This window comes from Neobacillus terrae, assembly GCF_011393025.1.
Lineage (GTDB): Bacteria > Bacillota > Bacilli > Bacillales > Cytobacillaceae > Neobacillus_A > Neobacillus_A terrae.
The window spans coordinates 216,193-232,200 of the sequence record NZ_JAAOEO010000002.1 but is presented as its reverse complement, the minus strand read 5'-3'; the positions used below and the strand labels follow the sequence as shown (position 1 = coordinate 232,200).

General features: G+C 39.9%; 14 protein-coding genes. All 14 read right to left on the bottom strand.

Annotation, left to right across the window (positions count from 1 at the left end; translation table 11 throughout):
• Window positions 1-344 precede the first annotated feature (344 nt).
• A complete protein-coding gene (sigE, locus tag G8761_RS03645) occupies window positions 345-1,064 on the bottom strand; it encodes an RNA polymerase sporulation sigma factor SigE (RefSeq protein WP_027323306.1) in 720 nt (239 codons plus the stop codon).
• Window positions 1,065-1,191: 127 nt separating this feature from the next.
• Window positions 1,192-2,130, bottom strand: coding sequence for a sigma-E processing peptidase SpoIIGA (gene spoIIGA / locus G8761_RS03640; RefSeq protein WP_166024192.1), 939 nt, complete (start codon window positions 2,128-2,130; stop codon window positions 1,192-1,194).
• A 602-nt stretch (window positions 2,131-2,732) separates the two neighbouring features.
• Window positions 2,733-3,875 (bottom strand): cell division protein FtsZ, encoded by a 1,143-nt coding sequence (gene ftsZ, locus G8761_RS03635; RefSeq protein ID WP_166023762.1) that lies wholly within the window; start codon window positions 3,873-3,875, stop codon window positions 2,733-2,735.
• Between the two features lie 41 nt (window positions 3,876-3,916).
• Complete coding sequence (gene ftsA, locus G8761_RS03630; RefSeq protein WP_166023760.1) at window positions 3,917-5,209, bottom strand: cell division protein FtsA; 1,293 nt, start codon at window positions 5,207-5,209, stop codon at window positions 3,917-3,919.
• A gap of 123 nt (window positions 5,210-5,332) precedes the next feature.
• The gene (locus tag G8761_RS03625; RefSeq protein WP_166023759.1) at window positions 5,333-5,695 is read right to left on the bottom strand and encodes a small basic family protein; all 363 of its coding nucleotides are present in this window, start codon (window positions 5,693-5,695) and stop codon (window positions 5,333-5,335) included.
• The gene (locus tag G8761_RS03620) at window positions 5,695-6,429 is read right to left on the bottom strand and encodes a DUF881 domain-containing protein (RefSeq protein WP_166023757.1); all 735 of its coding nucleotides are present in this window, start codon (window positions 6,427-6,429) and stop codon (window positions 5,695-5,697) included. The genes G8761_RS03625 and G8761_RS03620 overlap by 1 nt, the downstream gene beginning before the upstream one ends.
• A gap of 50 nt (window positions 6,430-6,479) precedes the next feature.
• Window positions 6,480-7,211, bottom strand: coding sequence for a DUF881 domain-containing protein (locus G8761_RS03615; RefSeq protein WP_166023755.1), 732 nt, complete (start codon window positions 7,209-7,211; stop codon window positions 6,480-6,482).
• Window positions 7,162-7,950: a cell division protein FtsQ/DivIB gene (locus G8761_RS03610; RefSeq protein WP_166023753.1), complete on the bottom strand. Its 789-nt coding sequence runs from the start codon at window positions 7,948-7,950 to the stop codon at window positions 7,162-7,164. The genes G8761_RS03615 and G8761_RS03610 overlap by 50 nt, the downstream gene beginning before the upstream one ends.
• Before the next feature lie 174 nt (window positions 7,951-8,124).
• On the bottom strand, window positions 8,125-9,033 hold the full coding sequence (gene murB, locus G8761_RS03605; protein ID WP_166023751.1) for a UDP-N-acetylmuramate dehydrogenase: 909 nt from the start codon (window positions 9,031-9,033) through the stop codon (window positions 8,125-8,127).
• Window positions 9,034-9,334: 301 nt separating this feature from the next.
• The gene (gene murG / locus G8761_RS03600; RefSeq protein ID WP_166023749.1) at window positions 9,335-10,438 is read right to left on the bottom strand and encodes an undecaprenyldiphospho-muramoylpentapeptide beta-N-acetylglucosaminyltransferase; all 1,104 of its coding nucleotides are present in this window, start codon (window positions 10,436-10,438) and stop codon (window positions 9,335-9,337) included.
• A 367-nt stretch (window positions 10,439-10,805) separates the two neighbouring features.
• Window positions 10,806-11,906, bottom strand: coding sequence for a stage V sporulation protein E (gene spoVE / locus G8761_RS03595; RefSeq protein ID WP_166023747.1), 1,101 nt, complete (start codon window positions 11,904-11,906; stop codon window positions 10,806-10,808).
• Between the two features lie 74 nt (window positions 11,907-11,980).
• Complete coding sequence (gene murD / locus G8761_RS03590) at window positions 11,981-13,333, bottom strand: UDP-N-acetylmuramoyl-L-alanine--D-glutamate ligase (protein ID WP_166023745.1); 1,353 nt, start codon at window positions 13,331-13,333, stop codon at window positions 11,981-11,983.
• On the bottom strand, window positions 13,334-14,308 hold the full coding sequence (gene mraY / locus G8761_RS03585) for a phospho-N-acetylmuramoyl-pentapeptide-transferase (protein ID WP_166023743.1): 975 nt from the start codon (window positions 14,306-14,308) through the stop codon (window positions 13,334-13,336).
• 164 nt (window positions 14,309-14,472) lie between these two features.
• Window positions 14,473-15,933: a UDP-N-acetylmuramoyl-L-alanyl-D-glutamate--2,6-diaminopimelate ligase gene (locus tag G8761_RS03580; RefSeq protein WP_166023741.1), complete on the bottom strand. Its 1,461-nt coding sequence runs from the start codon at window positions 15,931-15,933 to the stop codon at window positions 14,473-14,475.
• Window positions 15,934-16,008: the final 75 nt, after the last annotated feature.

Sequence of the window (16,008 nt, the reverse complement as noted above, 5' to 3'; positions counted from 1 at the left end):
TTTTTTGCGAGAATTAGTCAGTTAAGTTAAATGGATACCAGCAAAAAATCCATTTGCTTCTGCGGACGAAATCTCCGGCCCCTTTTTTTTCATTCCCTTTGTACGAATGAGACTTGTATTCGGACACGCTCTCGCTTTTTTTCAACCCTTTCGAGTTACTTATGTTAACGGCACTATCCCCTCCCTTTTGTTAACCCTTTTTGCCACTGGGTCCATTTTGGGGTTACAATACTGCTCCTTTCGTTACCCCTTTTGCCTTTTAAGACCATTTGAGGTTACAATACTGCCCATTTAATTTTCTCAAGAATAAAAAAAGCTCCCATTTTAGGAGCTGTCTGCTTTTGTTAAACCATTTTATTAAATTCTTTCCTCAGTCTTTTTATAATTCTTTTTTCCAGTCTAGATATATACGATTGGGAGATTCCGAGCATATCAGCAACATCTTTTTGTGTTTTTTCTTCCCCATTTGAAAGGCCGAACCGCAGTTCCATAATTTGTTTTTCGCGGTCTGACAGCTGATGAAGAGCTTTGGTCAGCAGTTTTCTGTCTACATTTGCCTCCAGGTCCTTTGTAATGATATCTTCATCAGTGCCAAGTACATCTGAAAGCAATAATTCATTTCCGTCCCAATCGATATTAAGAGGTTCATCAAAGGAAACTTCAGATCTAATTTTATTATTTCTTCTCAAGTACATGAGAATTTCATTTTCTATGCATCTTGAGGCATATGTAGCAAGCTTAATTTTCTTTTCTGGGTTGAAGGTATTAACAGCCTTTATTAACCCAATGGTGCCTATGCTAATCAGATCCTCTATGTTAATCCCGGTGTTCTCAAATTTCCTTGCAATGTATACCACAAGGCGGAGGTTTCTTTCGATTAAGATGGAACGGGCTGCTTTATCACCATTAGGGAGTTTTTTTAGCAGCAATTCTTCTTCATCCTTATTCAGGGGAGGCGGCAGTGCCTCACTTCCGCCAATATAAAAAACCTCATCCGTTTTAAGTCCCAGCTTTATTAAAATTTTATACCAATAATATGATAATCGAAGTCTCCATTTTTTCACGGAAGTTCCTCCTTCTAAATTGTTTAAAGTTGAGTATAGTATTATTAGCAAAACTTGCCGTTCGCCAAGTACAATTGGCGCAGGATTTGGACAGTATTCAAACTTACAAAAATATATCCTTTGGTACTCAACTCACCTGAGGCTCATTTACAGACTGACGGTGCCCTGTAAGCATTTTCGGATGTACAATGCACTCAAAGGCATCCTCCGAGGAAAGCTGCTGTGCAGTGAATGAAATAAGTCCCTTTTCGCAAAATATTTGTTCTTCCTTAGTTGTAACAATTATTAAATCTGGTTTAATTGCTGTTACCAGCTGATGATCTTTGCCAACGACCTTACATGGAATAATTCTCAGCCTGTTTTGCCATTCTCCAGAAATTTCAGTCTGACCCATAATAATTTCCTCAGATTCTTCCGCCAATTGAATAAATTCTTTCGGAAGCTGGTTGCGTCTCTTATTTATAGAAACGAACATAACCGGCATTTTCGATATAGGATCATAAACCTGATTCCCGCTATCAATCATACCTGAAAAATTATAATCCTTTTCATCCACCCTAATAACGACCGAAACTAACTGGTCATAATTGATTTTAGCTATTTCCATTCTGTCAAACCTATTTTTAGCAAAATGCCAGGCTGTTGGAAACCCCAGCATAATGAAAAACCAGGTGATAGGATCACCAAAGCCCTTTACACTTGAGATCAGGACATTTTCAGTAAGCTTTGGATCATATTGAATAAAATAGTGAACTCCAATCAATGCCCCACCTGCTATAAAGGTCGATAAATAGAGAGTTAAAAGCCCGTTAATAAAATACCTCCATCTTTTAAATCCAAAGGCTATCCAAACCATGAAAACGGAGCATACAAACTTTGAAACAGGGTGGCTTGTAATCCAGCTGAAAGGAGTAAAGGATAGCAAAACAATAAGTGAACCAATGAAACCTCCTGTAATTAGTCTCCAATATTTGAATTTCCTTTTCAGTAGGATAGCAGTCAGGTAGAGGAGAAGACTGTCAAACAGAAGATTGAGCAGCCAGATTATATCTAAATATACAACCAGAGCCCCCTCCTCCTTTACATATCATTGCAATACGAGAATAAACTTAGAGCCAAGCAATTCTATTAATATTCTGTTTACGGAAAAGTATAACCTAGAGTTAACGCTGAAGTGTGTCACTTTGTGTACATGAAAGTGGAGAAATTTTCATCCTTCTCTGCGGAATTTTGTCAGTTTTTTTTGGAAGGATTTAGAAGGAAAATAGAGGAGGAATAAATAGAAAGGCATGATTCCTAAGGAATCATGCCCCTCATTACAAAGGGCTATAGATACGTATGGTCGTTTTTTGCTCTGAATGTAAGAAGGTTAATCTCCGCTCCAGGCGCTTGCTTTCCGGGGGCGTTCGCGGAAAGCGCCCCACCCGAAGCTAAAATCCACAGTCAACCTAAATAGAGCCAAAAAGAAAAAAGACTGTAAACAAACTCAAAATTCTTCGAGTTTTTCTACAGTCTGAGGCATGATTCTAATGGAATTATGGCCTTATAAACAAATATTTTTATCTAGCTAATCCACCCAGCGAGTTTTCATCTCCGAGAGGCATTCCTGAGTATCTTGCATCAAGTCTGGCCTCAGGTAAAAGTTAACGAGTGCTTATACTTTTCTTCTTATCTTCTGCGGTTACGATTGCGCAGGAATGTAGGAATATCCAAAGCATCTTCCTGAGATACTTGAGTGTTTCTTACAGGAGGTTCCTGTTGAACCTCTTCCCGTTTTGGCTGTTCTCTTTTAACAGTGCCAATCGATGGCTTAACCTGTCCAAAAGAGGAAGGACGAGTCATTTTTGGCTGAATTACTTCTTCATTAAATCCTGTTGCAATTACTGTAACAATGATTTCATCTTTCAGATTCTCATTAATAACAGAACCAAAAATCATGTTCACTTCTTGATCTGAGGCAGTTGCAACGATATCTGCTGCTTCCTGGACTTCGTAAAGGCTAAGATTTGACCCGCCAGTAATATTCATCAATACACCCTGGGCACCATCAATGGAAGTTTCCAATAATGGGGAGCTGATTGCCTTTTTGGCAGCTTCAGCAGCACGGTTTTCTCCAGCGGCGATTCCGATTCCCATAAGAGCAGAACCCTTATTTGACATAATGGTTTTTACATCAGCAAAGTCCAGGTTAATAAGACCAGGGACAGCTATTAAATCTGAGATACCCTGAACACCTTGACGGAGTACATTATCTGCTTCACGGAAGGCTTCAAGCATTGGAGTGCTTTTATCAACAATTTCAAGCAAACGGTCATTCGGAATGACGATTAAGGTATCAACTGCTTCCTTCATAGCTCCAATACCGCCGGAAGCTTGTCCAGCCCGTTTTTTTCCTTCAAAAGTGAAAGGCCGTGTAACAACGCCCACTGTTAAAGCACCTAGTTCACGTGCGATTTGTGCAATGACAGGAGCGGCACCTGTTCCAGTTCCTCCGCCCATTCCAGCAGTAACAAATACCATATCAGCTCCTTTAAGAGCTTCTTCTACCTGTTCACGGCTCTCTTCAGCAGCTTTTTTCCCCACTTCAGGGTTGGCACCTGCACCAAGCCCACGGGTAAGCTTAGCACCAATTTGCATTTTCACTTCTGCCTTTGAGAGATTTAAAGCTTGTGCATCAGTATTGACAGCAATAAATTCAACGCCTTGTACACCATGCTCAATCATCCGGTTAACTGCATTGTTTCCGCCGCCGCCTACACCGATTACTTTTATCGTTGCTAGTTGGTCTAAATTAGTATCAAACTCTAACATGTAATATCCTCCTAATTCGTCAAGATCCCATTATCGCGCGTTTATTCAAAAAAGTATCCGAGGAATTTTTTTACCTTTGAGGTAACTTTTTCCTCCGGCTGCTTTTCCTGTTTAACTTTTGGCGGATGCTGCTGCTGCTGTTTTGGAATCCTCTTTTCTTTCGGTTCGGAAACTGGCAATGGCATACCTGCCAGGCCACCTCTTAATTTGGCATTTTTATAGGCAAATTTTATAAGTCCCACTGCAGTCGTATATTGCGGTTCCCTGACACCAATGTAATCGGGAATTGCAATCCTGACGCGGCTATTAAACATTTCCTGCGCAAGCTCAAGAACACCCTGCAAATTGGAAACCCCGCCAGTAAGGACAAATCCGCCTGGCAGATCTCTTACACCCATTTTTTTAATTTCATTTGCAACCAATTCGAAAATTTCTTCCATCCTTGCTTCTATAATATCAGAAATTTCAAGCTGGTTAAATTGTTGATGCTGATCACTTCCAATAATAGGAACACTAAATACTTCTTCTTCTGATGCATCATCGTAAAAAGCATGTCCATATTTTATCTTAATCTTTTCAGCATCTTCGGTGGAAGTTCTTAAACCTATGGAAAGATCCTTAGTAATATGTTCTCCCCCGACTGGAATTACACTTGTAGCTTTAAGATGCCCTTGTTCAAAAACGGCTAGGCTTGTTGAACCTCCGCCAATATCAACGAGAGCAACACCAAGGTTTTTTTCATCCTTTGACAGTGCAAAAGATGCTGCAGCTAATGGCTGCAGGGTTATGTCCAAGATATCCAATCCAGCCCGCTCCACACATCGGAGCGTGTTATGTAAAATCGTTTTTGAACCAGTAATGATTGTTCCTTCCACTTCCAGCCTAACACCAATCATACCGCGAGGATCATTGATCTCATCAAGTCCGTCAACTATAAACTGTCTTGGAATAACATCAATAATTTCTCTTTCTGGCGGAATTGAAACCACTTGGGCTGCCTCTATTACCCGGGCAACATCTTCATTTGTGATTTCTCGATTGTCACTGGATACTGCAACAACACCGTGGCAAGGCTGAAGTATAACATGGTTTCCTGAAATTCCGACAATAACTTGCCTGATTTCCATTCCTATCATTCTCTCAGCTTGTTCTATTGCCCTTCTAATGGAATGAACTGTTTCATCTATATCTACTATGGAGCCTTTTCTTAACCCTTCTGATTGGACATTGCCCACCCCAATAATATTCAATGAGTCATTGACCATTTCCCCAATGATAACTTTTACACTGGATGTACCGATGTCAAGACTTACATAAATTTCGTTGCTGTTCATTCACTGGCACCTCCTTTTTCATCTCTTAAAAGTTTAAATGAATTATATTTATCGATTTAATAGCATCTTAGTTATATCTTATAAAATTATTCGTCACAACTAAATGATTCCCTTTAAAAAAATTCATTTTTTTTCTGCTTTTTGCTGGTTCGTTGACCATTTCGTCAATAATATTCTTCGGATAACAGCAATATTTTGGAAAAGCCGCACACCAAATGCAAACACTGCTGCTAAATACAAGTCTACACCAAGATGAACACCTAGAAAAGCCAAACTTGCAGCTAAAAGAATATTAAAGAAAAATCCCGATACAAATACTTTTTCATCATAAATATTTTGCAGGTGGGCCCTTATACCTCCAAATAAAGTATCAAAGGCAGCGAGAACCGCTATTGACAAGTAGTTGGAGTATTCCTCGGGTATACGGATATCAGTCAGCAGCCCAAGAAAAATGCCGACAATCATCCCCATAATTGGAAGCCACATTATGTATTGCCTCCTTTTTCTCCTCCGGCGGTCTCCATATTCAGGACGCGGATAGGGTTTTCATATGCTGGAACCGTAACACTCGGTTTGGGCTCAGAAACTGTTAATCTCATATTATCGATAAAAAACTCTTCGGCAGATTTGGAAACCTGCATGTGGTTATACAGCTTTTCGGCATTCTTCAGGCTGTCAGTAACAACATGGATTTCTATTGGCAGATCCTTGATTGCATGACCGTCTATCTTTGTTTCCTTGTTTATGTCTCGAATAACAGTGCTATTTATTACCCGCTGCCCATCAATCGATACTTGTTTAGCTCCATACATGTTCAATTCGTTTTGAAGTCTCTTTAAGAGGTCAGGCGAAACGGTCGCTGTGACAGGCTCTCCTAATTTAATATCTTCATAAACGGGTTCAACTTTCAGAATGATCCCAGGTCCAGTTATATCGGTTAACCCAGCTTCTGCCTTCAGTTCATTAAGAGTTTCTCTTAATACTGCTTCCTTGCTTTGCTTTCTTTTTGATTCATAGGCAGACAGCTTTTCCTCATTGGACCTTATTTCCTTCAAAAGACCTGATTGCAGCTCTTTCTCTTTCAGTAAGTCCTCTCTTAACTGCCAAATATCCCGGGTATCCCTCTCGACCGGCTTTTTAATTGTCTGGAATTGAATTGCAATCATAAAACCAACAATCACAGCTACAAGAGTAAAACTGACCTTTTTGGGCTTGTCCACTTTTCTCACCTTCTAATCTCTTCAACTTCGTGGACGGAATGTGCTCTTTTTTAATTTCCTAAAATAGGGTCAAGGACAATTTCATCCTGCTCAAGTGTAAAAACAATATTATCGTTTACTAACTGGTCTTTTACCCCTCCGGTAAGGTTAATTGCCGAGGATAATACGTCAGGATCTCCAATAGCGGTTATAACAAACGGAGCCGGATGCTGATATCCATCCACAGTTATTACAGGACCATTGCAAACAATGTAAGAATGGCTTGATAACCTTTGACCGTTTATTGCTACTGCTGAAGCACCCGATATATAAAGTTCATTGATTACCTTAAATATATGAAATTCATGAACTAGATAGTTATTTACATTTTTTTCATCGGGATTATAATCACCATCATCCAGTTTTATCTTAACCCCTTTGCCCTTAACTTTTACCTTCCCAAGGAACTTCCTGTATTTCTCAGCATCTTCGGCTAGATTAAAGTTGATTTGGTCTTCCTTCGATAAGCTCTTTTCATTTTCAAGGACCTTATTCTGTTTACGTTTTAATTCTTTTTCAAGGTTCCGGTTTGTTTCTTCCTGATCGATGAGTTCATTCCTTAATGCCAGAGTTTCCTCATATTGTTTCCCGGACACTTTGTTAGTTTTTTTTTGGTTTTCTTCTTGGGTAAGGTGGTAGGAAAAAGCTATCATGTACCCTAAAACGAGACAGACAAGGGATAAAATAACATGATTACCTTTTACCTTCAGTTTTTTCACTGTTTTTTTCCCCCTCTGATTCATAAGCTTTAAAAAATGAACCCACTTCCAAATCAATTACACCTTTTTTATTGGGATCCAGCTGGCTTATGATTGAAGGATAATGCGACATTTTTTCAGAGAAAGTTCTTAATGTAGCGCTGACTTCAAAACCGTCGTTCATAAAAAGGGAAATATGGTACTTGTCCGTTTTATTCGGAGTATAATGAATCTCAGAAATAGAATTGGCAACCTCAGCAGGTAATTTCTTCAGACTGTCTACCATTAAAACCAGGACGTCCCCTTCTTTAAAGTCAAAAAGAACAGGCGCATTTACCGGAACATCTGCCGATTTTCTTCCTTTAACAATTTTGCCGTTTTCCAGGACCGGATAATAGGCAGAATCCTTCGCAAGGTAGGCTATCCTTTGGTTTTCCTTGACCTGAACGATAACCGAGTTCGGCAAGATAACGGATATCTTCGCATCTTTTATTTCAGGCAGCTTCTTAAGCTTTCCTGATACTTCTTTTTTTCTGATTTTCCAAATGTTTGTTTGTTCATTAAGGCCTGTCTGTTTTATTAATGCTTTCGATGAGTAAAACTCATTGCCTTTTACATAAATCTTTCTGACATGACTTAAAGGCGATTGAACATAAATAATACAGGCTATGAGGATAAAGAACAGCAGCAGAAGTGTAATCAGCCTTCTGTTAGCTTTTCTGCGCCTTTGCTGTTTCAGCTTTGGTATTCGGTCTTCAAGGGTAACGATTTTTCCCTTTTCCAAAATTTTCACCCCACTAGAATAGGAGAACCGTTAATAAAGGGTAGTTAAACCTTATTCAGAAAAAGTAGACAACGGCACGAGTATTCATGCCGTTATTTATTTCGACAGCTTTTTCCCCTATATCTAATGAATTATTATAGCACAATATTTGTCAGCGAAAAGAACATTTTATTGCTATTTCCTGCCTATTATTTCTACTTCTGTTTCCATTTGTATTTGATATAAATCATAAATAGTATCTTTAACATGCTGGACAAGCGCCAGTACATCCTGTGCAGTCGCGTTACCTGTATTAACAATGAAGTTGCCATGCATTTCTGAGATCTTAGCTCCTCCAACGCTATGACCTTTTAGGCCTGCTTTTTCAATCAGTTTCCCTGCATATTCAGGGAGAGGATTGCGGAAAATGCTGCCGGCACAAGGGAAATTCCAAGGCTGGGTTTCTTTTCTATAATCTTTATTCTTCTTGATTTCTGCTGTGATTTTTTCCCTGTCCCCTTTTTCCAATTGAAATACCGCCTCTACTACCACACCTGGGCGCTTCTTCTGCAGTACAGAGGAACGATAGGAAAACTCCATCTCCTTATTGGTCAGCCACTCTAGTTTTCCATCCTCAAAAAGAACAAGGGCTTTTTTCAATATTTTTGAAACGTCTGATCTGTGAGCACCCGCATTCATATAAACGGCTCCGCCCACTGATCCAGGTATACCACCTGCGAATTCCATTCCGGACAAACCTTGCTTACTTACAAGTGTTGCAAGACTAACTAATGAATGACCCCCACCAGCAGTTACTTTTTCTTCTTCAATTTTCAGCGTATCAAGACCAGGTCCCAGTTTTATTACAACCCCCTCTATTCCGGAGTCAGAAACAAGTAAATTGGATCCTCTTCCAATAGCACGCCAATTAAGAGTATGCTCTTGGATAAATTCCATTAACTTTTTCAAATTTTCCTTTGATGACGGTTCTATAAATAGGTCCGCGGGTCCGCCAATTTTAATTGTCGTATGATTTGCAAGCGGTTCATTCTGCTTTACTTTCCCAATACTTAAACCTTCTAATTCCTTTAGTAATTCGTCCATGGTTACCTCCAAATAGAAAAGCGCACGCGTCGTTTACCGAAGCTGCTCCCTGAGTAACATCATTATAAACCGCTCCAATGAGATCCTGCCGCTTTGTAAAAAGCTGACTGAAGGACCCTTTGGCGCACATAAGTAAGTGTATCTTATGCTATTAAAAACGATTCGATGTTGACTTATCGAAGAGAGAAGTGGAATGGCCACTAGTCACTTGACACGGCTGCTAGACAGTAATCAAATTTATAATCCTTGTTATATTTTTAAACCGGGGTTAATTCAATTTATGCAGTAAACAGGAAATGGGCTACCTATTGTTTTTCTTTGTTAGCTGTTTCATTACTTTAAACAAGCGGTCTGCTGAATCTGGAACTCCTATTTTCAGGGCGTTCTTTTTCATTTCCTTTTGTATATCCTTATCCAGCATTATTCGATCAATACTTTGAATAAAGGCTGAAGCATTTAAATCCCTTTCAAGGAGCATATCCGCAGCTCCGTTGTCGCTCAGTGAACGGGCATTTTTTTCCTGATGATTATTTGTTACATAAGGGCTTGGAATCAGAATGCTTGGTATTCCAAGAGATGTAATTTCCGCAAGAGTAGTCGCCCCAGCCCTGGAAACAACTAAATCCATTCCCGCAAGTACCTCTGGCATATTATGGATAAACGGCTTGATTATAACATTCTGTGGATTTCCAACAAGATCCGCTTCTTTCTTTACGTCTTCGAAATGTACATCACCCGTAACGTATAAAACCTGATATGGTTTCTCACCAAGTTCCGCTAGCGATTTGATTACCGCTTCGTTTATTGGCCTTGCACCTCTGCTGCCGCCAAAAATAAGAACGGCTGGAACATTGGTCTTTAGTCCTGCCGAAAGACGTCCACGGATGCCATCCTTTCCCTGGACTTCCGAAGCCCGGGGATTCCCTGTAAAAACAACCTTTTCACTTGGGAAATAATCTTCTGCTTCCTTAAAACAAACAGCGATTTTATCTACGTACCTGCTTAAAAATTTGTTTGTTAGGCCCGGCACACTATTTTGCTCGTGAATAATGGTAGGTATTTTTAATTTTGCAGCAGCATAAACAACTGGGCCGCAAACATAACCGCCTGTTCCTATTACGACATCAGGCTTAAACTCCTTCAGCATTCTTTTGCTGTCCCTTACACCTTTTAAAAATCTCATGACTGTTTTTACATTATCAAAGGACAGATTTCTTTTAAAGCCCGTTATATGTATAGACTTAAAAGGGATATTCTCCCTCGGAACCAGATTGCTTTCCAATCCATTTTTTGTTCCAATATATAAAAATTCATTTTGGGCTGATTCCTTTTGAATTTCCCTTATCAAAGCCAGCGCCGGATAAATATGGCCGCCTGTTCCCCCGCCGCTAATCGCAATTTTCATTTCTACACCCCATTATATATCTTCTTTTCGGGTACTTGCTAACCTGGCAAGTGGCTTTTGACCACCAACTGGATATACCCCATTCTACTATAAACAAAACAAAATCTGATGCTATACAAAAAGAATGTTAGACAACTGTAATAAACTTTAATAATGATTGGAAAGCCTAGGTATTTCTGGATTTATTAAAGATTGATAAATACAGTCAAGTGGCGTTTTCTTTTGATAAGCTCAAATCTACTTACAAAAGCTTTCCAGACGAAGTTTTTGTTTGTTAGGGACTCCAGACACTCCTCCAAAAAGTTAACAGTTCCTCTTCAAAAAGAAAACTCGCCGACTGGCGAGCTCTCCAAGAAGCATTCATACCTTAGTATCTCGAATAACGGCTTATATTCAGGAGAACCCCTATCGCCATCAGCATTAATGTCAGCGACGAACCTCCATAGCTTAGAAAAGGAAGTGTAATACCAGTAACTGGCATAAGTCCTGTAACTACCCCAATATTAATCATGACTTGAATAGCCACCATTGCGATAATGCCTACCGCAAGAAAGCTGCCATATAAATCAGGGGCACCAAGGGCAATCCGGATTCCACGCCAAAGCATTAGTGAGAATAGGAGCAAAATCAGAGATCCTCCAATGAAGCCAAGCTCTTCAGCAAGAATAGCAAAAATAAAGTCAGTTTGTGGTTCAGGCAAATAGAAGAATTTCTGGCGGCTTTCACCCAGTCCCTGTCCAAAAAGCCCTCCAGGCCCAATCGCGTATAAAGATTGGATTATCTGGAATCCGCTCCCCAGAGGATCTGACCAAGGATCAAGAAACGATGTAATCCGCTTAATCCTGTAAGGAGCAGAAGCCACTAGGCCTACAAAGCCAGCAACTCCCATGAGCCCCAGCCACGCAAAATGACTGATTCTTGCACCTGCAACAAAGATCATAATTACGCATGTTCCAATCATTACAGTGCCTGTACCCAGGTCAGGCTGAAGCATAATCATGGCAAAGGCAGCAAATGCAAGACCTAAAGACGGCACGAGCCCTTTTTTAAAGGATGTAATAAGCTTTTGCCGTTCTGATAGATATTTTGCAAGAAATGCTATCATTGCAAGTTTCATAAATTCTGATGGCTGAATGGAAAACGCACCAACACCAATCCAGCTGCGCGAGCCATTCCTGACATTGCCGATTCCCGGGATAAGAACTAAAACCAGCAAAACAAAGCATGTAATTAAAATAGCTTTTGACCAGGTGCGCCATGTCCAATAATTGATATTCATAATAAAAAACATAGCTGCAATTCCCACCCCCGCAAAAAGCATCTGCCTTTTTGCAAAGAAAAAGGAGTCATGGAATTTATAATCCGCCCAAATAGCACTTGCACTGTAAACCATGATCAGTCCTATTGCCAGCAGCGTAAATGTTACCAGCAATAAAATAAAATCGGGAGTTGTTTTCTTTGTCGGCACCGCTACACACCTCAACCGCTAGTATTGGGGCTTGCAGTGTTGCGAACTAAGGAGATCTCTGCATAGACAAGCCCTTACTTAAGCTTATTCACCGCTTCCACAAAAATGTCTCCCCTGACTTCAAAAGTTTTGTATTGGTCCCAGCTTGCACAGGCAGGAGATAAGAGAATAACATCCCCAGGTTCAGATAACTCAAACGCGACAGGGACTGCTTTTCCCACATTATCGGCCTGTGTTATTGTTTTTATTCCTGCTTTTCTTCCTGCCTTCTGAATTTTTTCAGATGTCTGTCCAAAAGTAATGAGCGTTTTTACGTTTTCCAAGTATGGAATCAACTCATCAAACTCATTGCCTCTATCAAGTCCCCCGGCTAGCAGAACAACTGGCTGCTTAAACGCTGCAAGTGCATTAACTGTGGCAAGGATATTGGTTGCTTTAGAATCGTTATAAACCTTTCTTCCCTGTACTTCCCCTATGAATTGAAGGCGGTGTTTAACCCCGCTGAAGGTTGTGAGAACTTCTCTAATAGCTTCATTGGTTACACCGGAAAGCTTTGCTGCCGCCATGGCAGAGAGAATATTTTCAAGATTATGATTTCCTGGCAAGACGATATCATCAATCTTGATTACCTGTTCCCCATTGAACCAGAGCCATCCATCATAAGCATAAGCACCGCTATCGAGCTGGCGTTTCACTGAAAAAGGTATAATAGATGCCTTTGAGTTCCGGGCAATCTCCATCACTTCATTCTGATTGGAATTAACAATGAAATAATCTGTTTCTGTTTGATTTTTAGTAATATTTGCCTTTGCAGCAAAGTATTCCTTCCTAGTTCCATGATAGTCAAGATGAGCATCATAGAGGTTAGTGAGGATCGCAATCTTTGGCCTGAATTGCTCTATGCCCATTAATTGAAACGAGGATAGTTCAATAACAATGGTATTCTCTTCTGTTGCTTCCTGTGCAACTCCAGAGGCTACCGTTCCAATGTTTCCTGCAATTAGCGGGTTTTTATGGCCAGCATTCAGCATTTCATGTACAAGCGTTGTTGTTGTAGTCTTACCGTTTGTTCCAGTAATAGCAATAAACGGAGCCTCAGAAATCTGGTAGGCTAGTTCAACCTCCGTTATAACAGGAATACCTTTTTCAATTGCTCCTTCAATCATTGGATTATGATATGGAATGCCAGGATTCTTAACAATTAGTTCGAAGCCTTCCTCAAGCAGCTCAATAGGATGGCTGCCGCAAATAACTTTTATCCCCTGTTCAAGCAAGCCCTGTGCCGCTGGATTTTCAGACAAAGGCTTCATATCATTTACGGTAACGAAAGCTCCCAGCTTATGTAAAAGGGCTGCAGCTGTTACCCCGCTCTTGGCTAATCCCAGTACTAAAATTTTCTTATGACAATACGTCTCTATCGTTTTCACTTACAACCACACCTCTATATAAATTCCAAGAATCGCAAATAACAAACCAACACTCCAAAAAGTAACAACTACCCGCCACTCGGACCATCCAATCAATTCGTAATGATGGTGAAGCGGGCTCATTCTGAAAATCCTTTTGCCGGTTGTTTTAAAAGAAGCAACCTGGAGGATAACAGATAAAGTTTCAATAACGAATACCCCGCCAATAATAATTAGCAGTATTTCCAGCTTTGTCAAAATCGCTACAGCCGCAAGCGCGCCGCCTAAAGCCAGCGATCCAGTATCACCCATAAACACCTTTGCTGGATGAGCATTGAAAACCAAAAATCCCAAAACAGCACCTACTGCGGCTACACAAAAAATAGCTATCTCAAATTGAGATTGGTTCCAGGCAAGAACAGCATAGGCACCAAATGCTATGGCCGCTGTACCGGAAACAAGTCCGTCTAATCCATCTGTTAAATTGACTGCATTCGAAAAACCAACCAGCCAAAAAAGAATGAAGAAGACAAAGAACCAACCAAGATTAATCGAATAGTTTCCGAATGGAAGATCAATGACAGTCGGAAACTCATTTTGTTTATAAATTAAATAAAAAATAACGGAAATAATAATTTGTCCCAATAATTTTTGTTTAGAGGTTAAACCCAAATTCCTTTTTAGGACTACTTTTATAAAGTCATCAAGAAAGCCTAACAGCCCAAATCCAAAAGTAACGAGAACAAGTAAATAAGTTTTGACAGTTGGCTCAGCAATTCTTCCTGTCATAACAAAGGTACTGATTATAATCGAGAAGAGAATCATTAAACCACCCATTGTAGGTGTACCCGATTTCTTCTGATGGGATTTAGGACCTTCTTCACGAATGCTTTGTCCAAATTTCAGCCTTCTTAAAAAGGGAATAAAAACAGGGGATATTAACACCGTTATTAAAAAACCCATTATGATTGTGAAAAACAGAACTTTTTCCAGCATTTTAGCCCCTCCTTTCCCGGCTGCCTAAAATGACTGCCAAGTTCCCTTCTATTACAGCTATATCATATGATAGATAAGATTTATTAAGAAGTTTTTTATCTAAAAAAAGATTGATGTTATTCATTTTTTATCTGCTCTTTCCATATTTTTTTATCTTTGAACACCTATAAAGCTTCAATTGCTTTTTTTGCTTCTTCCCGGTCGTCAAAGTCAAACACCTGACTTCCAATAATTTGGTATGTCTCATGTCCTTTTCCTGCAATTAAGATCACATCGCCTTTAACAGCATTATTGATTGCATACTTAATTGCTTCTTTTCTGTCCGGGATCAGTTGATATGTGCCTTCTATTGCTCCATCTTCCATATCCTTTAATATCTCGATCGGATCTTCACTTCTTGGATTATCAGAGGTAAAGATAGGGTCGCTAGCCAATTCGCAGGCTATTTTTGCCATCAATGGACGTTTAGTCCGATCACGGTCTCCTCCGCAGCCTACCACCACAAAGGTTTTCTTTTGGGCAAACTGGCGAATAGTTGTAAGGACATTTTCAAGACTGTCAGGTGTATGAGCATAGTCAACAATTACAGTAAAGTCCTGTCCAGCCTTTACTAGCTCAAATCGTCCCGATACTCCTTTTACGGTTTCAATCGAACGGATAATCTCTTCAGCAGGAATTCCTGAAACCAGCCCTGCGCTAATGGCCGCTAATACATTATAAACACTAAACTTTCCAATCAGCTGCATCGAAACAGGATATTCTCCTTGAGGAAGGATAAGTTTAAATGTTGTTCCTTCAGGAGTCATGCTTATTTCTTTAGCCATAATATCTGCTGCACTGTCAATACCATATGTGACTATGTGCGCAGCTGTTCCTCTTATGTAGGATTCGGAAGCTTCGTCATCTGCATTCAGGATCGCATATTTCGGTTTATCAGCCAGAAAAGAGTTTCCGAGCTGCGAAAACAATAAGCCCTTAGCGTGCTTATACTCTTCCATTGTTTTATGGTAATCAAGATGATCCTGTGTCAAATTAGTAAAAACAGCGATATCAAAGTCAGTTCCGTGTACCCTTCCTAAATCCAGGGCATGGGACGAAACCTCCATAACAGCTGATTGTACCCCGTTATCGTCCATTTCTTTAAATGTCTTTTGCAGTGTCAGGCTTTCGGGAGTTGTATTTTTTGTTTCAATCGTACGATCACCTATTTTAGTGTACATCGTTCCGATAAGGCCTGTTTTTTTGCCTGCGTCCGACATTATTTTTTCAATTAAATGACTTACAGTAGTTTTTCCGTTTGTTCCGGTAATGCCAATTAATTGAAACTTTCTGCTTGGATGTCCATAAAAAGCATCAGCGAGTACAGCCATAGCTCTATTGGTGTCTTTTACGATGATTACAGGCACATCAAGATTCAGTTCCCTTTCAGACAGAACCGCTGTGGCCCCTTTTTGAACAGCCGATGGAGCAAAGTCATGGCCGTCAACGGTGTATCCCTTAATACAGATAAAAAGACTTCCAGGCTGAACCTTGCGATTATCGTTTTCAATCGAAGTAATTTCAGGGTTGTCACCTGTAAAAGGAACTAAAAGATGCAAATGCTTGAGCAGCTCATGTAATTTCATATAATCTCAAATCCTCTCATGTCTAAAACATAGCGTTTATATTTTACATGATAATGAAAGACAATGCCATTGATT